This window comes from Rathayibacter rubneri (genome assembly GCF_023743255.1).
Lineage (GTDB): Bacteria > Actinomycetota > Actinomycetes > Actinomycetales > Microbacteriaceae > Rathayibacter > Rathayibacter rubneri.
On the sequence record NZ_JAMRYM010000015.1, the window covers coordinates 23,111 to 42,410 of the forward strand.

Genomic DNA, 19,300 nt, shown 5'->3' on the forward strand with positions numbered 1-19,300 from the left:
CCGTCGGCGCTCAGACGGAGCGCAGGACCGCGACGATCTTGCCGAGCACCTCGGCCTCGTCGCCGAGGATCGGCTCGAAGTTCGAGTTGCGGGGGAGCAGCCAGGTGTGGCCGTCCCGCTGGCGCAGCACCTTCACCGTGGCCTCCCCGTCGAGCATCGCCGCGACGATCTCGCCGTTCTCGGCAGTGCGCTGCGACCGGACGACGACCCAGTCGCCGTCGCAGATCGCGGCGTCGATCATCGACTCGCCCACGACCTTGAGCATGAACAGCTCGCCCTTGCCCACCAGCTGGCGGGGGAGGGGGAACACCTCGTCGATCTGCTGATCCGCCGTGATGGGGACTCCGGCGGCGATCCGCCCGACCAGCGGCACCATCGCGGCGTCGCCGACCGTCACACTCGACTCGAACGAGCCGTCGTCCTCGGTCGAGCTCGGCACGTCGATGAGGATCTCGAGAGCGCGCGGGCGGTTCGGATCGCGGCGGAGGTAGCCGCTGAGCTCGAGCTGGTTCAGCTGGTGCGTGACGCTCGAGAGCGAGGCGAGGCCGACCGCGTCGCCGATCTCGCGCATGCTCGGCGGGTAGCCCCGGCTCGAGACCGAGCGCTGGATCGCGTCGAGGATCGCGAGCTGCTTCGCGCTCAGGTTCTTCCGGCGGCGTCCGGTGCCCTGCTTGGCCTTGGCGGTCTGCGCGTCGCTCACGTGATCCTCTCTCGGCGCGCACCCCGCGTGCGCGCCCGCCCGGGTTCCGGTCGACCGCCGATGTCGGTGGTCGCTGCTGTACTACCAGCGGGCTCTCGAAACTGTATCCGGCAAGGGTTCCCGTTCGAAACATTCGTTCGAGTGTGTCGCGCGTTCTCGGCAACGGATACGACGCGACAGGCTCTTGCCTCCCGCTTTCTTCGAAGATATATTCGGAACAGAGGTTCGGGGCGGCCTCCCGGCCGAGGTCCGCCCCGAATCCCTGCTGAAAGGAGCGATCCCCATGATCGATCAGCACACCCACCAGCACCGCAGCGCCGTCCTCGACGGTGCCGAAACGCAGCGTCCCGCCGTCGTGCGCACGCGACTCCGGATCACCCGCCGCGGCCGTGCCGCCCTCTCCGTCCTCGGAGCGCTCCCGCTCATCGCCGGCGCCTTCGCGTTCGGGCTCAACGGCGGAGGAGCGGTCGCCTCGGGCGAGACCTCCGACGTCGAGTTCCAGTACGTGACGGTCCGCGCGGGGGAGTCGCTCTGGTCCCTCGCCGAGGAGATCGCGCCCGACAGCGACCCGCGCGACGTCGTCTCCGACATCGTCTCGCTCAACCAGCTCCCGAGCGCCGGCCTCGAGCCCGGTCAGCGCCTCGCCGTTCCCGGCGCGTACGAGCTGGTCCGCTGAGCGGAGCGTCGGGGCGACTCCACGGCGGACCCTCCCGTCTCGATGGGCGCCGCTACCATTCCCTGGTGACGACTCTCGACGACCTTCCTCTCCGTGACGATCTCCGCGGCAAGCTGCCCTACGGCGCCCCGCAGAAGATCGTCCCCGTCGCCCTCAACGTCAACGAGAACACGCACCCCGTTCCCGACGACGTCATCGCCGACATCGTCGAGCGGGTGTCCGTCGCCCTGCGGACCGTCAACAGGTATCCCGACCGCGAGTTCCGGGAGCTGCGGGACTCGCTCGCCGGCTACCTCGGTCACGGACTGACCGCCGACAACCTCTGGGCGGCGAACGGCTCCAACGAGGTGCTGCAGCACGTCCTGCAGGCCTTCGGCGGACCCGGACGCTCGCTCCTCGGCTTCGCGCCGACCTACTCGATGTACTCGATCCTCGCCTCCGGCAGCGGCACCGAGTGGATCCCCGCGCCCCGGCAGGACGACTTCGAGGTCGGAGCCGACCACGCCGCGGAGCAGGTCCGCCGTGCGCAGCCGGACATCGTCTTCCTCTGCGCGCCGAACAACCCGACGGGCACGCCGCTTCCGCTGGCGACCATCGAGGCCGTCTACGACGCGACCCCCGGGATCGTCGTCGTCGACGAGGCGTACGCCGAGTTCGGCGGCAGGGACGCCGACACCGCCCTCAGCCTGCTTCCCGGACGGCCCCGGCTCCTCGTCTCGCGCACGATGAGCAAGGCCTTCGCCTTCGCCGGTGTGCGCCTCGGCTACCTCGCCGCCGACCCCGCGGTCGTCGACGCACTGCGGCTCGTGCGCCTCCCGTACCACCTCTCCGCCCTCACTCAGGCGGCCGCCACTGCCGCCCTCGCGCACGCCGACGAGATGCTCGCGATGGTCGGCGACATCATCGAGCAACGAGATCGGATGGTCCTCGGACTCCGCGAGCTCGGCTACACGCCCCACGCGACGGGCAGCAACTTCGTCCTCTTCGGCGGGGTCGCCGACCCCACGGCGACCTTCGAGGCGCTCCTGGCGCGCGGCGTCCTGATCCGCGACGTCGGGATCGCCGGGCACCTGCGGGTGAGCGCGGGCACCGAGGAGGAGACGACGGCGTTCCTCGAGGCGCTCCGCTCGCTGCCGGCACCCGACGCCGACCCGGCGACGGCGCTCGCGCACGAGTAGCTCCGGCCCGCGGAGGGGCGCGGGGCGGCGAATAGACTGGTTGCCATGACCTCCCCGAGCGCCGCATCCGGGCGCACCGCCTCCCTCAGTCGTGCCACCAGCGAGTCGAGCATCGAGCTCTCGATCGACCTCGACGGCACCGGCGTCGCGGATCTCGAGACCGGCGTGCCCTTCTTCGACCACCTGCTCACCGCCTTCGCGAAGCACTCGCTGACCGACCTCCGGGTGCGCGCGACGGGCGACGTCGAGATCGACATCCACCACACGGCCGAGGACATCGGCATCGTGCTCGGCACCGCGATCCGGCAGGCGCTGGGCGACAAGAGCGGCATCTCGCGGTTCGGCGACGCCCTCGTCCCCCTCGACGAGGCCCTCGTGCAGGCCGTCGTCGACATCTCCGGACGCCCCTACCTGGTCCACAGCGGCGAGCCGGAGGGCTTCGCCCTGCACCTCATCGGCGGCCACTTCACCGGCTCCATGGTCCGCCACGTGTTCGAGGCCATCGCCTTCAACGCGGGTCTCACCGTGCACGTGACGGTGCTCGGCGGCCGCGATCCGCACCACATCGCCGAGGCGGAGTTCAAGGCGTTCGCCCGTGCCTTCCGCCAGGCGAAGGCGTTCGACCCGCTCGTCGCGGGGGTCCCCTCGACGAAGGGCGCCCTGTGAGCGGCCGCCCGTCCGTCGTCGTCTACGACTACGGATCCGGCAACGTCCACTCGGCGGTCAAGGCGCTCGAGCTCGCCGGCGCCGATGTCGAGCTCACCTCCGACCGCCGGAAGGCGCTGGAGGCCGACGGCCTGCTCGTACCCGGGGTCGGCGCCTTCAGCGCGGTCATGGACGCGCTGACGAAGGCCCGCGGCGGCGAGATCATCGACAAGCGGCTCTCGGGAGGCCGCCCGGTCCTCGGGATCTGCGTCGGCATGCAGGTGCTCTTCGAGCGCGGCGTCGAGCGCGGTGTCGAGAGCGAGGGGCTGGGCGAATGGCCCGGCACGGTCGACCTCCTCCCCGCCGAGGTGGTCCCGCACATGGGTTGGAACACCGTGCAGGCGCCCGCCGGCTCCGTCCTCTTCGACGGCATCGCCGACGAGCGCTTCTACTTCGTCCACTCGTACGGTGCGCGGGAGTGGTCGCTCGACGTCATCCCTCCGTTCCCGGCTCCCGCGGTCACCTGGTCCGATCACGGCGGGCCCTTCATCGCGGCGGTCGAGAACGGTCCTCTCTCGGCGACCCAGTTCCACCCCGAGAAGTCGGGCGCGGCGGGCCTGCGGCTGCTCTCCAATTGGCTGGGCGGGCTCCGCACGAACTAGGATCGGCCGGTGGTCGGCGCCGCTCCCGGTGAGCGCCGCCTCTGCACCAGGGCTCCCGAGACTGAGGATGACGATGAGCGAGTTCACCAAGGCCCCGGGCCTTGTCCTTCTCCCCGCGATCGACGTGGCCGGCGGCAAGGCCGTCCGCCTGACGCAGGGCGAGGCGGGGACCGAGACCAACTACGGTGACCCGATCGACGCGGCCGGCGACTGGGCCGACCAGGGCGCGGAGTGGATCCACCTCGTCGACCTCGACGCCGCCTTCGGCCGCGGCGACAACCACGGGATCATGAAGAAGGTGATCCGCCAGGTGAAGGGCGTCAACGTCGAGCTCTCGGGCGGGATCCGCGACGACCGCAGCCTCGAGTCCGCGCTGAGCGCCGGTGCGAAGCGCATCAACCTCGGCACCGCCGCTCTCGAGAACCCCGAGTGGGCCGCGAGCGTCATCGCGCAGTACGGCGACCAGATCGCCGTCGGACTCGACGTGCGCGGCACCACGCTCGCCGCCCGCGGCTGGACGAAGGAGGGCGGCGACCTCTGGCAGGTCCTCGACCGCCTCGAGGAGGCCGGCTGCACCCGCTACGTCGTCACCGATGTGACGAAGGACGGAACGCTGAAGGGGCCGAACCTCGAACTGCTCGAGCAGGTCATGGCGCGCACCCGCCGCCCGGTCATCGCCTCCGGCGGCATCTCGAACCTCGACGACATCGCCGCACTGCGCGACCTCGTCCCGCAGGGCCTCGAGGGCGCGATCGTCGGCAAGGCCCTCTACGCCGGAGCGTTCACGCTCGCGGAGGCGCTGGATGTCGCGTCCGAGTGACGGACGCCCGCTCCCCTCGCATGTGACGGACTCCGCCGGCACCCCGTGGGCCGGCCGGCACTTCGCGCCCAGCGCGGGGGGCGAGGACGACGGCCGAGCGCCGGAGCTCCTCTCGCGCGCTCTCGCCGACTTCGGCGCCGACTCGCGCGGTCCGGAGGCCGTGGTCGACGCCCTGCGGGAGTCCCGGCTGCTGATCCCGCTCGTCGCGCACCTCGGCGAGGAGGGCGACGAGGTCGACGGCCTGCGGACCGACAAGACGCAGGAGCTGTCGATCGTCACGGTCGCCGGGCCCGACGGACGCAGCGTCCTCCCGGTCTTCAGCAGTGTCGAGACCATGCGGCGCTGGGACGCCTCCGCGCGCCCGGTGCCCGTCGACGGCCGTCGAGCGGCATTGGCCGCGGTGGCGGAGTCGACGGAGGTCCTGGTGCTCGACGCCGTCTCGGACCACGAGTTCGCCGTGCGCCGACCCGCGGTCTGGGCGATCGCCGAGGGCGCACCGTGGCGCTCGAGCGCCGAGGATCCCGAGGTGCTCGCCGCTCTCCGGGCGGCGGCCCGGGGCGAGTCGACCGTCGTGTCGGTCGATGTCCGGGCCGGAGACCCGCGTCAGCGGCTCCAGGGACCGGAGATCGTCGTGGTGCTCGCCCTCGTCCCCGGGCTCGACCGCGAGGCGCTCGGCGCCCTCGTGGCGCGGCTGGGGGAGCGGTGGTCCGCCGACGAGATCGTCGCCTCGCGGGTCGACTCCCTCTCGGTGCAGCTGGCTCCCGCCCGCTGAGTCAGGTGACCGGGCCGGTCCACTTCTCGCCCGGGCCCTTGCCGATCGGATCGGGGAGGGGGGACGCCTCGCGGAACGCGAGCTGGAGCGTGCGCAGTCCGTCGCGCAGGCTCCGGGCGTGCATGTCGCTGATGTCGGGAGCTCCGGCGGTCACGAGCCCCGCCAGCGCGTTGATCAGCTTGCGCGCCTCGTCGAGGTCGACCTGGGCGTCCGGCTCGTCGGCGAGGCCGCACTTGACGGCGGCAGCGCTCATCAGGTGCACGGCGGCGGTCGTGATGATCTCCACAGCGGGGACCTCCGCGATGTCGCGGGCGGCCTCCACGTCGGAGGAGTCGTCGGCGTCGCCGAAGCGGCGGACGTAGTCGTCGTCGTACTGGGCCATGGGTCCTTCGTTCGGTGGATCGGGCCCGTGCCGGGGCCTCGCGGAGGGGCCCCGAGCGGCGAGCGCATCCGCTCTGTCGCCCGGGCCGGGATTCTGCTAAGGTGATGCGGGCTCCGAGGCATGTCCTCGGTTCGAAAGTGGAGATTCTCCCACCCGCGCTTGACCGCTTCACTAGGTTACCGGGTCTGAAGCACTCCGCCCTCGGCAACGAGGGCAGGGCTGCGGCACCCGAGCGAAACCTCGGAGGCCGGGTCGCAGGGTGCGAGCACGTGCACGAGCACGTCAGGAATCTCCTCTCTCGGGATGCGCCGGATCAGAATCCGGCAGCAGAGCAGCTACTCACCGAGATCAGAGGAGAAACGCAATCAGCGATCCCCGTACCAACGACCGAATCCGCGTCCCCGAGGTCCGCCTCGTGGGTCCCGCCGGAGAACAGGTCGGCGTCGTGAAAATCGAGGTCGCCCTGCGACTCGCGCAGGACGCAGACCTGGATCTGGTCGAGGTTGCTCCCAACTCCAAGCCTCCCGTCGCCAAGATCATGGACTACGGGAAGTTCAAGTACGAGCAGGCCCAGAAGCTCAAGGAAGCCCGTCGCAACCAGGCGAACACGATCCTCAAGGAGGTCCGTTTCCGCCTGAAGATCGACAAGCACGACTACGAGACCAAGCGCAAGCGCGCCGAGGGCTTCCTCAAGGCCGGCGACAAGGTCAAGGCCATGATCCTGTTCCGCGGTCGCGAGCAGTCCCGCCCCGAGATGGGCGTCCGACTCCTGCAGCGCTTCGCGGAGGACGTGTCCGAGTTCGGCCAGGTCGAGTCCACCCCGACCATCGACGGTCGCAACATGGTGATGGTCATCGGCCCCCTGAAGAACAAGTCCGAGGCCAAGGCCGAGGCCAACGCGGTTCGCGCGGCTCGCCGCGAGGCAAACACCCCTGAGGAATCGGCCGAGGCCGAATCCGTCTGATACTTCGCCGCCCCGGTCTCGGGGCCGGTGGACGCCCTGCTCGCGGGGCACCGGTTTCGCCCCGCTGATGCGGGTGCGACGTGACAAGGAGAGAACATGCCCAAGATGAAGACCCACTCGGGTGCCAAGAAGCGCTTCAAGGTGACCGGCTCCGGCAAGGTCATGAAGCAGCAGGCCGGTATGCGCCACAACCTGGAGTCCAAGTCCAGCGTCCGCACCCGCCGTCTGAACCAGGACCAGGTCCTCGCCCCGCAGGACGCCAAGGTCGCCAAGAAGCTTCTCGGTCTGTAGCCCACTGCCGCGCAGTCCGCTGCGCCGCGTGGTCCGCTACTGCACCGACCCGGATCGATAGGAAGAAAAAGAAATGGCAAGAGTCAAGAGGGCGGTCAACGCCCACAAGAAGCGTCGCGTCATCCTCGAGCGCGCGTCGGGCTACCGCGGCCAGCGTTCGCGCCTGTACCGGAAGGCCAAGGAGCAGGTCACCCACTCCCTCGTCTACTCGTACCGCGACCGCCGCGCGAAGAAGGGCGAGTTCCGCCGCCTCTGGATCCAGCGCATCAACGCCGCCTCGCGTGCGAACGGCCTGACCTACAACCGCTTCATCCAGGGCCTCGCCCTGGCCGGCGTCCAGGTCGACCGCCGCATCCTCGCGGACCTCGCGATCACCGAGCCCGCGACCTTCGCCGCCCTCGTGGCGACCGCGAAGAACGCGCTGCCCGCCGACACGTCGGCGCCCAAGGCCGCCGCGTAGTCCGCACGGACGCTCCCGGAGGGGGTCCCGACCACTGGTCGGGGCCCCCTCCGTCGTTCCCCGCGGCGGCTTCGGGGAGGGCGACGTGTCGCCGGGGCGGCCGACGGCGCCGCCGATAGGCTCGCCGCATGCTCGACAATCCCCGTTCCCCTCGCGTCCGCTCCGTGGCGAAGCTGACCCGGCGTCCCGCGCGGCAGGAGACGGGTCTCTTCCTCCTCGAGGGTCCGCAGGCCATCGCGGAGGCGCTGCGCTACCGCCCCGAGCTGCTCGTCGAGTCGTTCGCGACTCCGACGGCTCTGGAGCGCCACCCCGAGATCGTCGCAGCCGCCGAGGAGGCGGACGTCGAGATCGAGTACGTGACCGAGGACGTGCTGGACGCGATGGCCGACACGGTCACTCCGCAGGGCTTCGTGTCCGTCTGCCGTCAGTTCCCCGTGTCGCTCAAGGACGTCGTCGCCTCCGAGCCGCGACTCGTCGCGGTCCTCGAGGAGGTGCGCGACCCCGGCAACCTCGGCACCATCGTCCGGGCGGCCGACGCCGCGGGTGCCGACGCCGTCGTCCTGACCGGCCGCTCCGTCGACCTGTACAACCCCAAGGTCGTCCGCTCGACGACCGGATCCCTCTTCCACCTCCCCGTCGCCGTCGACGCCGAGCTCGCGGACGTCCTCCAGCGCCTGCGGGCCGTCGGCCTGCGCTCGGTCGCGGCCGATGTGAAGGGGGAGGACCTGCTCGAGGTGCGGGCCCGCGGCGATCTCGCCCAGCCGACCGTCTGGGTGTTCGGCAACGAGGCGCGCGGTCTCGAGGACGCCTCGCTCGAGCTCGTCGACGGTGTCGTCGCGGTGCCGATCTACGGCGCGGCGGAGTCGCTCAACCTCGCGACGGCCGCGTCCGTCTGCCTGTACGAGAGCGCCTTCGCGCTCCGTTCCTGAGAGCGGGCGACGACCGCCTCGGGTCGGAGCGCACCCGCAGGGGGCCTATTAACCTCTGATTACGAAAACGCTCATGATTTGACCGACCCATTCGCGTGTGATTCTCTGGCCGAATGGAAGCAGCTGTGCAGGACGATCGCTCGTCCGCTCCCGTCGGAGCACCCCTCGTCGTCCTGGACGGCGTGCAGAAGCACTACGGGGAGTTCCAGGCCCTGAAGGACATCGACCTCTCCGTGCACCGCGGTGAGGTCGTCGTGGTCCTCGGGCCGTCCGGCTCCGGCAAGTCGACCCTCTGCCGCACGATCAACCGACTCGAGACCATCTCGGGCGGGACGATCTCGATCGACGGGCAGAAGCTGCCGGAGGAGGGCAAGGGGCTCGCCGCGCTCCGCGCCGACGTCGGCATGGTGTTCCAGTCCTTCAACCTCTTCGCGCACAAGACGATCCTCGAGAACGTCACGCTGGGCCCGATCAAGGTCCGCAAGCTCTCGCGCAAGGCCGCCGAGGCCGAGGCCCAGGCGCTGCTCGACCGGGTCGGCGTCGGCCACCAGGCGGGCAAGACCCCGGCTCAGCTCTCGGGCGGGCAGCAGCAGCGCGTCGCCATCGCCCGGGCGCTGGCGATGAAGCCCAAGGTCATGCTCTTCGACGAGCCGACCTCGGCTCTGGACCCCGAGATGATCAACGAGGTGCTCGACGTGATGGTCGGCCTCGCCAAGGACGGCATGACCATGATCGTCGTCACCCACGAGATGGGCTTCGCGCGGAAGGCCGCCGACCGGGTCGTCTTCATGGCCGACGGCGAGATCCTCGAGGACACCGATCCGGAGTCGTTCTTCACCGCGCCGCGCACCGACCGCGCCAAGGACTTCCTCTCGAAGCTCATCACCCACTGACTCCTCCCGCACCAGGAGGTGCGAGGGTGCGCGTCCGCACAGCACGCAGGACGCACGGCCCCGCACAGCATCCATCCGACGGATCGATCCCCACCATCACGGGGAGAGATCGGACATCGCCCGCTCCGGCGGGCCACACCCCAGGAAGGACGACCATGCGCACCAAACTCATGTTCATGACCGCCGGGATCGCAGCAGCGACCCTCGCTCTCGCCGGCTGCTCCGGCGGCGACTCCGGAACCGGCGACGCCGGAGCCGGCTCCGAGGGAAGCGGAGCGGCCTACGAGGTCGCGACCGACGTCACCCTCGAGGGCAGCCCCACCTTCGACGCCATGACCTCGGACGACACGGTCACCATCGGCGTCAAGGAGGACCAGCCCGGACTCGGCTACCTCGACGCCGCGACCGGCGAGCGCTCGGGCTTCGACATCGAGATCGCCAAGTGGATCGCCGCCTCGCTCGGCTTCTCCGAGGACCAGATCGAGTACACCGCGATCCCGTCGGCCAACCGCGAGGCGTCGATCGTGAACGGCGACATCGACTACTACGTCGGCACCTACTCGATCACGGACAAGCGCAAGGAGCAGGTCGGCTTCGCCGGACCCTACTTCGAGACGGGCCAGCAGCTGCTGGTCGCCGCGGACAACGACACGATCGAGGGTCCGGACGACCTCACCGCCGACACCACCGTGTGCTCGGCGACCGGGTCCACCCCGATCCAGAACATCCGCACCAACTACCCCGAGGTGAAGACCGAGGAGTTCGACACGTACTCGCAGTGCGTCGACGCCCTCAACGACGGACAGGTCGACGCGGTCACCACCGACGGCGCGATCCTGATCGGCTACGCGGCGCAGAGCCCCGACGAGCTCAAGGTCGTCGGCGAGCCCTTCAGCACCGAGCTGTACGGAGTCGGCCTGGCCAAGGACGACACCGCGCTGCGCGGCTTCATCAACGACATGTTCACCGAGGGCGGTGACACCTGGAGCGCGATCTACGACGAGACCCTCGGCGAGTCCGGCACCGAGGTCGAGCAGCCCGCGGTCGACGCGTACTAGCAGGCGGTCCCGGGCGGTGCTCTCCGCGCCGTCCGGGACTCCCGCTCCTCCCTCCCACCTCCCGATGAAAGGGCTCGCCGCATGGATGTTCTCCTGAACAACCTCGACGTGTTCGTCCCGGCGTTCGGCAACACGCTGTTGCTCTTCGCCGTCTCGCTCGTGTTCGCCCTCCTCATCGGCACCGTGGTCGGCGCCATGCGCGTCTCGCCCGTCCCGATCGCCCGCGCGGTCGGCACCGTCTACGTGAACACCGTCAGGAACACCCCGCTCACGCTCCTGATGTTCTTCTTCGCCTTCGGCTACCCGAAGCTCGACCTCCCCGATCTCGACTACACGACGCTCGCGATCTGCGCCCTGAGCCTCTACACGGCGACCTACGTCGCCGAGGTGCTGCGCTCGGGCATCAACACCGTGCCGATCGGCCAGGCCGAGGCGGCCCGCGCCGTCGGGCTCGACTTCGGCCTCACCATGACGCAGGTCGTCCTCCCGCAGGCCTTCCGCTCGGTGATCCCCCCGTTGATGAGCGTCCTCATCGCACTGCTGAAGAACACGACCGTCGCTGCGGGCTTCTCCGTCGCCGAGGCCGGCACGATCGTGCGCGAGCTCAACGAGCGCGGCGAGAACAGCCTGATCGTGGTGCTGTGGGTCGCCCTCGTGTTCGTCGTTCTCGTCACCGGCCTCTCGCTCGTCCAACGTCAGCTCGAGAAGAAGTGGAGGGTCGCCCGATGAGCTCCGTCCTCTTCGACAACCCGGGCCCCCGCGCCAGGGCGCGCAACCGCGCGATCGGGGCCGTCGTGATCCTGCTGATCGCCGCCTTCCTCGCCTTCGTCCTCTGGCGGTTCGCCGAGTCCGGCCAGTTCTCGGCCGAGAAGTGGCGCGCCTTCCAGTACCCGCTCGTCTGGCAGAGCATCGGAGCGGCGCTGGGCCAGACCCTCGCCGCCTTCGCGACCGCCGGGGTCGCGAGCATCGTGCTCGGACTCGTCCTCGCCGTCGGCCGCCTCTCGGACCGCCGCTGGATCAACGTCCCGGTCACGCTCTTCATCGAGCTGTTCCGTGCGATCCCCGTCCTCATCCTGATGATGCTGATGTACTACGGACTCCCGTTCGCGGGGCTCAAGCTCAGCCCCTACCTCGCCGTCGTCATCGCGCTGACGCTCTACAACGGCTCCGTCTTCTCCGAGATCTTCCGCGCCGGCATCGAGGCGCTGCCCCGGGGCCAGAAGGAGGCGGGCTACGCGATCGGCCTCCGCAAGGCGGGCGTCATGCGCCTGATCCTGTTCCCGCAGGCGATCCGATCGATGCTCCCGGTCATCATCGCCCAGCTCGTCGTCGCGCTGAAGGACACCGCGCTCGGCTCGATCATCACCTACAACGAACTGCTCTACTACGCGAAGTACCTCGGCAACCAGCCGAGCCTGGACAGCCCGATCATCCCCGCGGCCATCGTGATCGGCGCGATCTACATCGGCATCTGCCTCGCCCTCTCCGGCCTCGCGAAGTGGGTCGAGATCCGCACGAAGAGCAGCGGACGCCGCGGCACCGGGCACCCCGCCGCCCGCGCCACGACCGACACCGCACTGATCGCCGCACAGGACTGAGTCGATTCGCGCCCTCGCCCTCGGCGAGGGCGCCGCGGTCGGCTTTCCGACGTGGTGCGTTCCCGGGAGCGGGGTGCGTGCGGCTAGCGCGAATCGCTGGCACGCGATTCGCGCGTTCGCCTCGTCGAGACCGGCCGGTCGTCCGCCGCCCTGCTGGTCGAGCAGCCGCGGAGCGGCGTATCGAGACCCGCGTTCGCCCGCAGCCGTCGTGGTGGCGCGTCTTCTGCTCGAGCGGCGGCCTGCGGCGGAAGTCGGTTCCTCCGGCTGGTCCTGTCGGCGCCTCTGCTGGTCGAGTAGCCGCGCAGCGGCGTATCGAGACCCGCGTCCGCCCGCAGCTGTCGTGGTGGCGCGTCTTCCGGTCGAGCGACGTCACACGGCGGGGAAGGGCGGCGCAGGCCCTCGCCTACACTGGGGGATCGTGTCCGACAGCAACCCGATCACCGACGAGGCCGTCTCCGCAGCCGTCGCCGAGGCGCTCACCGCGATCAGCGCGGCCGGCGACTCCGCTGCCCTGAAAGCGGCCCGCTCCGCCCATCTCGGCGAAGGCTCCGCCCTCGCCCGACTCAACGCGCAGATGCGCTCCGTGCCGCCCGAGTTCAAGGCCGCCTCCGGCAAGCTCGTCGGCTCGGCCCGCAAGCAGGTGGGCGACGCGTACGCCGCGCGGGAGGCCGAGCTCGTCGCCGCCGAGGACGCGGCCGCTCTCGACGCCGAGCGCGTCGATGTCACCGCCGGCGCGAGCTTCCGCCGCGTGGGCGCCCGCCACCCGCTCTCGCTCCTGCAGGAGACGATCGCCGACGTCTTCGTCGGGATGGGCTGGGAGATCGCCGAGGGCCCCGAGCTCGAGAACGAGTGGTTCAACTTCGACGCCCTGAACTTCGACGAGGACCACCCGGCCCGCGCGATGCAGGACACCTTCTTCGTCGATCCGGTCGACTCCCACCTCGTCCTGCGCACCCACACCTCGCCGGTGCAGATCCGCTCGATGCTCGAGCGCGACCTGCCCGTCTACGTCATCGCGCCCGGACGCGTGTACCGCACCGACGAGCTCGACGCGACGCACACCCCCGTCTTCACGCAGTTCGAAGGACTCGCCGTCGACCGCGGTCTCACGATGGCGCACCTGCGGGGCACCCTCGAGCACGTCGCCCGGCTCCTCTTCGGCGACGAGGCGCGGATCCGCCTGCGTCCGAACTACTTCCCGTTCACCGAGCCCAGCGCCGAGCTCGACATCTGGCACCCGACCTTCGTCGGCGGCGCGCGATGGATCGAGTGGGGCGGCTGCGGGATGATCAACCCGAACGTGCTCCGTGCGGCGGGGATCGACCCGGAGGAGTACTCCGGTTTCGCCTTCGGGATGGGCATCGAGCGCACGCTGATGTTCCGCAACGACGTGAAGGACATGCGCGACATGGTCGAGGGCGACGTCCGCTTCAGCGAGCAGTACGGGATGGTGATCTGATGCGCATCCCGCTGAGCTGGCTGGGCGAGTACGTCGACCTCGAGCAGGGGACGAGCACCGAGTCGGTGCACGCCGCCCTCGTCTCCGTGGGTCTCGAGGAGGAGGACGTCCACCGCTTCGAGGTCTCCGGGCCCGTCGTCGTCGGCGAGGTCCTCGACCTGGTCCCCGAGCCGCAGAAGAACGGCAAGACGATCAACTGGTGCACCGTGCGCGTCGCTCCCGAGGGGGAGACGGCGGCGGACGGAGGCGGGGACGTCCGCGGCATCGTCTGCGGTGCGCACAACTTCGCCGCGGGCGAGAAGGTGGTCGTGTCCCTCCCGGGCGCGGTCCTGCCCGGGCCGTTCCCCATCTCGGCGCGGAAGACCTACGGCCACGTGTCCGACGGCATGATCGCGTCGAGCCGCGAACTGGGCCTCGGCGACGACCACGACGGCATCCTCCGCCTCGCGAGCCTCGGCATCGATCCCGAGGTGGGGACCGACGCGATCGCGCTGCTCGGGCTCGACGATGCGGCCGTCGAGGTCAACGTCACGCCCGACCGGGGCTACGCGTTCTCGATCCGCGGCATCGCCCGCGAGTACGCCCACGCGACAGGAGCCGCGTTCCGCGACCCGGCGCTCTCCGTCGTCGACGCCGGACGCTCGGCAGCGGCACCGGTGTTCCCGGTCGAGATCGAGGACCGTGCTCCGATCCGCGGCCGGCAGGGCGCCTCCGTCTTCGTCACCCGCGTCGTGCGGGGCGTCGACACCGCCCGCCCCACGCCTCCGTGGATGGTGGCGCGCCTGCGCCTGGCCGGCGTCCGCTCGATCTCGCTGGTCGTCGACATCACCAACTACGTCATGTTCGAACTCGGGCAGCCGCTGCACGGCTACGACCTCGCCACCCTGCAGGGCGGCATCGTCGTGCGCCGCGCAGCGCCGGGGGAGACCCTCGAGACCCTCGACGGCCAGACCAGGAGGCTCCACCCCGAGGACCTGGTGATCGCCGACGACGGCGGCGCCATCGGCCTCGCGGGCGTGATGGGCGGGGCTCGCACCGAGATCGGCGGATCGACGCAGGACGTGCTGATCGAGGCGGCGAACTTCGACCCGGTCTCCGTCGCGCGCACCGCCCGTCGGCACAAGCTGCCGAGCGAGGCCTCCCGCCGGTTCGAGCGCGGGGTCGACCCGCTCGTCGCGCCGGTCGCCGCCGCCCGCGTGGTCCAGCTGCTCGTCGAGCTCGCCGGCGGCAGGGCGGACGAGCTCGGCTCGTCGCTGACCGCCTCCGCCGCGGCGCCCGTGATCGAGCTGCCCGACGGCTACGTGTCCTCGCTCATCGGAGTGGAGTACACGCCCGAGGAGATCCGCGGCTCGCTCGTCGAGATCGGCGCGAGCGTCGAAGCGGGCGGATCGGGTCTCCTGGTCACTCCGCCGAGCTGGCGCCCCGACCTCACCGACAAGGCGACGCTCGCCGAGGAGGTCGCGAGGATCACCGGGTACGACCGCATCCCCGCGATCCTGCCGGTCGCGCCCCCCGGACGCGGTCTCACCTCCGGTCAGCGCCTGCGTCGCGTCATCGCTCAGACGCTCGCGGCGACCGGGCTCGTCGAGGTGCTCTCCTACCCGTTCCTCCCGCGCGCGCTCAACGACCGCCTCGGCTCGCCCACCGGCGAGCCCGTGCAGCAGGTGACCCTGGCGAACCCGCTGGACGCGACGGCCGCGCAGCTGCGCGTCACGCTGCTCCCGGGCCTCGTGCAGGTCGCCGCGCGCAACCGGTCGCGCGGTCTGACCGACCTCGCGATCTACGAGACGGGCACGGTGTTCCTCCCCGACGCCTCGGCGCCGTTCGGCTCCGACGTGCTTCCCCGCGGTGCCGAGCGTCCGTCGGCCGACATCGAGCGCGCGCTGAACGCCGGCATCCCGCCGCAGCCGCTGCACGTCGCCGCTCTGCTCACGGGAGCCGCGGTCGAGCGCCAGCCCGGCGTCGCTCAGCGCGACGTCGACTGGCGCGACGCACTCGACGTCGTCCGGGCGATCGGAGCGGCGGCCGGGGTCGACCTCGTCGTCCGTCAGGGCTCGCACGCCGCGCTCCACCCCGGCCGCACCGCCGAGATCCTCCTGGGCGACTCCGTCGTCGGCTACGCGGGCGAGCTGCTCCCCGCGCTGGCGGAGGAGCTCGACCTGCCCCGGCGGGTCGCCGTCGTCGAGCTCGACCTCGATCCCGTCCTCGCCCGAGCCGGAGCCGTCGTCGTCGCGCGACCCGTCGGCGCCCTCCCCGCCGCGACCCAGGACCTCTCGCTCGTCGTTCCGATCGAGGTGGCGGCCGAGGACGTCCGATCGGCCGTCGCCGACGGTGCCGGGATGCTGCTCGAGTCGATCCGCCTGGTCGACGACTACCGCGGCGCGGGCCTGGAGGAGGGGACGAAGTCGCTGACCTTCGCCCTCCGCTTCCGCGCCGCCGATCGCACCCTCACCGCGGCCGAGGCGACCGCCTCGAAGGAGAGCGGAGTCGCGGTCGCGGCCGAGCGCTTCGGCGCGCGACTGCGCGACTGATCGCTGCGGCCGCCGGCTCGCGAGAGCCGACGGCCGCACCGATCGCGTCCCCTGCACGGACTAGGCTGTCGGGCATGACTTTTTCCGTGGCGGTCGCCGGTGCGAGCGGGTACGCGGGCGGCGAGCTCCTGCGCCTGCTCGCCGAGCACCCCGGGTTCGAGGTGCGCACCGTCACGGCGCACGCCAACGCCGGGCAGCCCCTCATCGCCGTGCAGCCCCACCTGCGCTCGCTGCGCCACCTGACCCTCGTCGACACGACGACCGAGAACCTCGCCGGCCATGACGTCGTCTTCCTCGCCCTCCCGCACGGCAGGTCCGGCGAGATCACGGCGACGCTCCCGGACGACGTCCTCGTCGTCGACTGCGGCGCCGACCACCGGCTGACCGACGAGCAGGACTGGGCCGACTACTACGGCGGCGAGTTCGCCGGAGCGTGGCCCTACGGACTCCCGGAACTCCTCATCGGCGGCGGCGGACGCAAGCAGCGCGAGCGGCTCGAGGGCGTCCGGCGCATCGCGGTGCCCGGCTGCAACGTCACGGCCATCACCCTCGGGCTCGCACCGGGACTGCACGCGGGGGTCATCGAGCCCGGCGACCTCGTCTCGGTGCTGGCCGTCGGCCCCTCCGGCGCGGGCAAGAGCCTGCGCACGGATCTGCTCGCGAGCGAGCTGCTCGGCTCGGCCCACGCCTACGGGCTGGGAGGCGCCCACCGGCACAACCCCGAGATCCGGCAGAACCTCGCACTCGCGGGAGCGGGCCCGGTCTCGATCTCCTTCACGCCCGTCCTCGTGCCGATGTCGCGGGGGATCCTCGCCACGTCCACCGCGCGACTGGCCCCCGGGGTGTCGGCGCACGACGTGCGCGCCGCCTGGGAGTCCGCCTACGCCGACGAGACCTTCGTGCAGCTGCTGCCCGAGGGCTCGTTCCCCCGCACGGCCGATGTGGTGGGGGCGAACACCGCGCTCGTGGGCGTGGGCGTCGACGAGCGGGCCCGCCGCGTCGTCGCGATCACCGCGATCGACAACCTGGTCAAGGGCACCGCGGGCGCCGCGATCCAGTCCGCCAACATCGCCCTGGGCCTCGACGAGTCCCTCGGCCTCAGCGTGAACGGAGTCGCGCCGTGAGCGTCACCGCAGCAGCAGGGTTCGAGGCGGCCGGTGTCGTCGCCGGTCTGAAGTCGACCGGCGCCCGCGACATCGCCCTGGTGAAGAACATCGGGCCGCTGCAGAACGCCGCGGCGGTCTTCACGAGCAACCGCTGCAAGGCGAATCCGGTGCTCTGGAGCGAGCAGGTGATGCGCGACGGCGTCGTCTCGGCGATCGTCCTGAACTCCGGCGGGGCCAACTGCTACACCGGGGCGCAGGGGTTCCAGGTCACGCACCGCACCGCCGAGCTCGTCGGCGAGCTGCTCGACGTCGCCGCCGGTGATGTGCTCGTGTGCTCCACGGGGCTGATCGGCGACCAGCTCGACCTCGCGAAGATCACGCGCGGAGTGACCGACGCGGCGGCCGCACTCCCCGGCGCCACCGCGACGGACGCCAGCGAGGACGCCGCCCGGGCGATCATGACGACCGATACCGTCCCGAAGCAGGCGACGGTGCGCTCGGATGACGGCTGGAGCGTCGGCGGCATGGCCAAGGGCGCGGGCATGCTCGCGCCCGGGCTCGCGACCATGCTCGTGGTGATCACGACCGACGCGGTCCTCGACTCCGCGGAGCTCGACACCGCCCTGCGCGCGGCCACCCGCGTGACCTTCGACCGCCTCGACTCCGACGGCTGCATGTCGACGAACGACACCGTGGCCCTGCTCGCGAGCGGTGCGAGCGGCGTGCGCCCCTCGGCCGACGCCTTCGCCGCCGCGCTCACCGAGGTGTGCCGCGACCTCACCCTCCAGCTGCAGGCCGACGCGGAGGGGGCGGCGCACGACGTCGCGATCCGCGTGCTGAACGCCGTGAGCGAGGACGAGGCCGTGGTCGTCGCCCGCGCCGTCTCGCGGAGCAACCTCTTCAAGGCCGCGATCTTCGGCAACGACCCCAACTGGGGCCGGGTCCTGGCCGCGGTCGGCACGACCGACGCCGAGTTCGACCCGTACGGCATCGACGTCGCCATCAACGGGGTGCAGGTCTGCCGCGCCGGCGAGCCGTTCGAGAGCCGCGACCTCGTCGACCTCGCGCCGAGGTCCGTCTCGGTCGACATCGACCTGCACGCGGGCCCCGCGACGGCGACCATCTGGACGAACGACCTCACGCACGACTACGTGCACGAGAACTCGGCCTACTCGAGCTGAGGCGGACATGGACCACGACACCCACACCGAGGCCGAGGGCATCGCCCTGCGCGAGGAGGCCGGGCTCAAGGCGGGCACCCTGATCGAGGCGCTGCCGTGGCTCACGCGCTTCCACGGGCGCACGATGGTGATCAAGTTCGGCGGCAACGCCATGGTGTCGGAGGAGCTGCAGCGCGCCTTCGCACAGGACATCGTCTACCTGCGCTACGCCGGCATCCGTCCGGTCGTCGTGCACGGCGGCGGTCCGCAGATCTCCCGGATGCTCGACCGGCTCGGCATCACGAGCGAGTTCCGCGGCGGGTACCGCGTGACGAGTCCCGAGGCGATGGAGGTCGTCCGGATGGTGCTGACCGGGCAGATCAGCCGCGACATCGTCCGGCGCATCAACGAGCACGGACCGCTCGCCGCCGGCATCTCCGGAGAGGACGCCGGCCTGTTCCTCGGTCGTCGGCGCGGGGTCGTCCTCGACGGCGTCGAGCACGATCTCGGTCTCGTCGGCGACGTCGTCGCCGTCGACCCCGCCGCCGTCCTCGCGCAGCTCGAGGCCGGGCGCATCCCCGTGGTCTCCTCGATCGCTCCCGACTCCGACGACCCGACGCAGTCGCTCAACGTCAACGCCGATGCGGCCGCCGCGGCGCTGGCCGTCGCTCTCGGGGCCGAGAAGCTCGTCATCCTGACGGATGTGGCGGGCCTCTACTCCGACTGGCCGAACCGCGACTCGCTGGTCTCCCAGATCTCCTCCGACGAGCTCATCCACCTGCTGCCCTCGCTCGAGTCCGGCATGATCCCGAAGATGACGGCGTGCCTCGACGCCGTGCAGGGCGGTGTGCCCAAGGCCGCGATCATCGACGGACGGCTCGCGCACTCGGTGCTCCTCGAGGTGTTCACCAGCGAGGGCATCGGCACCGAGGTCGTCGCCTCGCCCCGACCGGACGACCGGGAGCGAACGTCGGGCCGCTGACCCGTCAGCGGCCCCGGCTCCGAGCGCGCGCCCT

General features: G+C 71.1%; 21 protein-coding genes. 19 read left to right on the forward strand and 2 right to left on the reverse strand.

The features are described from left to right. Positions 1-10 precede the first annotated feature (10 nt). Positions 11-700: a transcriptional repressor LexA gene (lexA, locus tag NB037_RS05895; RefSeq protein WP_207405835.1), complete on the reverse strand. Its 690-nt coding sequence runs from the start codon at positions 698-700 to the stop codon at positions 11-13. Positions 701-983: 283 nt separating this feature from the next. On the opposite strand from lexA, the gene NB037_RS05900 reads away from it, so the two are divergent. The 6 genes from NB037_RS05900 to NB037_RS05925 all read left to right on the forward strand — a co-directional run bounded on the left by NB037_RS05900 (position 984) and on the right by NB037_RS05925 (position 5,453). Then, positions 984-1,376: a LysM peptidoglycan-binding domain-containing protein gene (locus NB037_RS05900; protein ID WP_251944364.1), complete on the forward strand. Its 393-nt coding sequence runs from the start codon at positions 984-986 to the stop codon at positions 1,374-1,376. Positions 1,377-1,438: 62 nt separating this feature from the next. Further along, positions 1,439-2,554: a histidinol-phosphate transaminase gene (locus NB037_RS05905; RefSeq protein ID WP_251944389.1), complete on the forward strand. Its 1,116-nt coding sequence runs from the start codon at positions 1,439-1,441 to the stop codon at positions 2,552-2,554. 45 nt (positions 2,555-2,599) lie between these two features. Next, positions 2,600-3,220, forward strand: a complete 621-nt coding sequence (gene hisB, locus NB037_RS05910) for an imidazoleglycerol-phosphate dehydratase HisB (protein WP_251944365.1) — start codon at positions 2,600-2,602, stop codon at positions 3,218-3,220. Then, the gene (hisH, locus tag NB037_RS05915) at positions 3,217-3,861 is read left to right on the forward strand and encodes an imidazole glycerol phosphate synthase subunit HisH (protein ID WP_251944366.1); all 645 of its coding nucleotides are present in this window, start codon (positions 3,217-3,219) and stop codon (positions 3,859-3,861) included. Before hisB ends, hisH begins: the two co-directional genes overlap by 4 nt. Positions 3,862-3,934: 73 nt before the next feature. Beyond that, positions 3,935-4,681, forward strand: coding sequence for a bifunctional 1-(5-phosphoribosyl)-5-((5-phosphoribosylamino)methylideneamino)imidazole-4-carboxamide isomerase/phosphoribosylanthranilate isomerase PriA (gene priA, locus NB037_RS05920; protein ID WP_055793876.1), 747 nt, complete (start codon positions 3,935-3,937; stop codon positions 4,679-4,681). A gap of 22 nt (positions 4,682-4,703) precedes the next feature. Beyond that, entirely contained in the window at positions 4,704-5,453 is a 750-nt protein-coding gene (locus tag NB037_RS05925; protein ID WP_251944367.1) for an SseB family protein, read from the forward strand. Position 5,454: 1 nt separating this feature from the next. Here NB037_RS05925 and NB037_RS05930 read toward each other — a convergent pair whose 3' ends face one another. Then, positions 5,455-5,835 (reverse strand): DUF1844 domain-containing protein, encoded by a 381-nt coding sequence (locus NB037_RS05930; protein ID WP_251944369.1) that lies wholly within the window; start codon positions 5,833-5,835, stop codon positions 5,455-5,457. 364 nt (positions 5,836-6,199) lie between these two features. Here NB037_RS05930 and infC point away from each other — a divergent pair, with 364 nt between their 5' ends. The 13 genes from infC (at position 6,200) to argB (ending at position 19,266) form a co-directional block, all read left to right on the forward strand. Continuing rightward, on the forward strand, positions 6,200-6,799 hold the full coding sequence (infC, locus tag NB037_RS05935; RefSeq protein ID WP_077222490.1) for a translation initiation factor IF-3: 600 nt from the start codon (positions 6,200-6,202) through the stop codon (positions 6,797-6,799). A 96-nt stretch (positions 6,800-6,895) separates the two neighbouring features. Beyond that, entirely contained in the window at positions 6,896-7,090 is a 195-nt protein-coding gene (gene rpmI, locus NB037_RS05940; RefSeq protein WP_055793295.1) for a 50S ribosomal protein L35, read from the forward strand. A 73-nt stretch (positions 7,091-7,163) separates the two neighbouring features. Further along, complete coding sequence (gene rplT, locus NB037_RS05945; protein ID WP_055793292.1) at positions 7,164-7,550, forward strand: 50S ribosomal protein L20; 387 nt, start codon at positions 7,164-7,166, stop codon at positions 7,548-7,550. A 128-nt stretch (positions 7,551-7,678) separates the two neighbouring features. After that, the gene (locus tag NB037_RS05950) at positions 7,679-8,479 is read left to right on the forward strand and encodes a TrmH family RNA methyltransferase (protein WP_207405849.1); all 801 of its coding nucleotides are present in this window, start codon (positions 7,679-7,681) and stop codon (positions 8,477-8,479) included. 173 nt (positions 8,480-8,652) lie between these two features. After that, the gene (locus NB037_RS05955; protein ID WP_242683249.1) at positions 8,653-9,372 is read left to right on the forward strand and encodes an amino acid ABC transporter ATP-binding protein; all 720 of its coding nucleotides are present in this window, start codon (positions 8,653-8,655) and stop codon (positions 9,370-9,372) included. Positions 9,373-9,527: 155 nt separating this feature from the next. Next, positions 9,528-10,430: a glutamate ABC transporter substrate-binding protein gene (locus tag NB037_RS05960; RefSeq protein WP_251944371.1), complete on the forward strand. Its 903-nt coding sequence runs from the start codon at positions 9,528-9,530 to the stop codon at positions 10,428-10,430. 81 nt (positions 10,431-10,511) lie between these two features. Further along, positions 10,512-11,159 carry an amino acid ABC transporter permease gene (locus tag NB037_RS05965; RefSeq protein ID WP_207405853.1) on the forward strand — a complete coding sequence of 216 codons (648 nt, stop codon included), beginning with the start codon at positions 10,512-10,514 and terminating at the stop codon, positions 11,157-11,159. Continuing rightward, on the forward strand, positions 11,156-12,028 hold the full coding sequence (locus tag NB037_RS05970; protein WP_207405854.1) for an amino acid ABC transporter permease: 873 nt from the start codon (positions 11,156-11,158) through the stop codon (positions 12,026-12,028). The genes NB037_RS05965 and NB037_RS05970 overlap by 4 nt, the downstream gene beginning before the upstream one ends. Before the next feature lie 418 nt (positions 12,029-12,446). Then, positions 12,447-13,487: a phenylalanine--tRNA ligase subunit alpha gene (pheS, locus tag NB037_RS05975; protein WP_251944372.1), complete on the forward strand. Its 1,041-nt coding sequence runs from the start codon at positions 12,447-12,449 to the stop codon at positions 13,485-13,487. Continuing rightward, complete coding sequence (pheT, locus tag NB037_RS05980) at positions 13,487-16,018, forward strand: phenylalanine--tRNA ligase subunit beta (protein WP_251944374.1); 2,532 nt, start codon at positions 13,487-13,489, stop codon at positions 16,016-16,018. Before pheS ends, pheT begins: the two co-directional genes overlap by 1 nt. A gap of 74 nt (positions 16,019-16,092) precedes the next feature. Beyond that, positions 16,093-17,142 (forward strand): N-acetyl-gamma-glutamyl-phosphate reductase, encoded by a 1,050-nt coding sequence (argC, locus tag NB037_RS05985; protein ID WP_251944375.1) that lies wholly within the window; start codon positions 16,093-16,095, stop codon positions 17,140-17,142. Next, a complete protein-coding gene (argJ, locus tag NB037_RS05990; RefSeq protein ID WP_251944376.1) occupies positions 17,139-18,305 on the forward strand; it encodes a bifunctional glutamate N-acetyltransferase/amino-acid acetyltransferase ArgJ in 1,167 nt (388 codons plus the stop codon). Before argC ends, argJ begins: the two co-directional genes overlap by 4 nt. 7 nt (positions 18,306-18,312) lie before the next feature. Then, positions 18,313-19,266 (forward strand): acetylglutamate kinase, encoded by a 954-nt coding sequence (gene argB, locus NB037_RS05995; RefSeq protein WP_251944377.1) that lies wholly within the window; start codon positions 18,313-18,315, stop codon positions 19,264-19,266. Positions 19,267-19,300 lie beyond the last annotated feature (34 nt).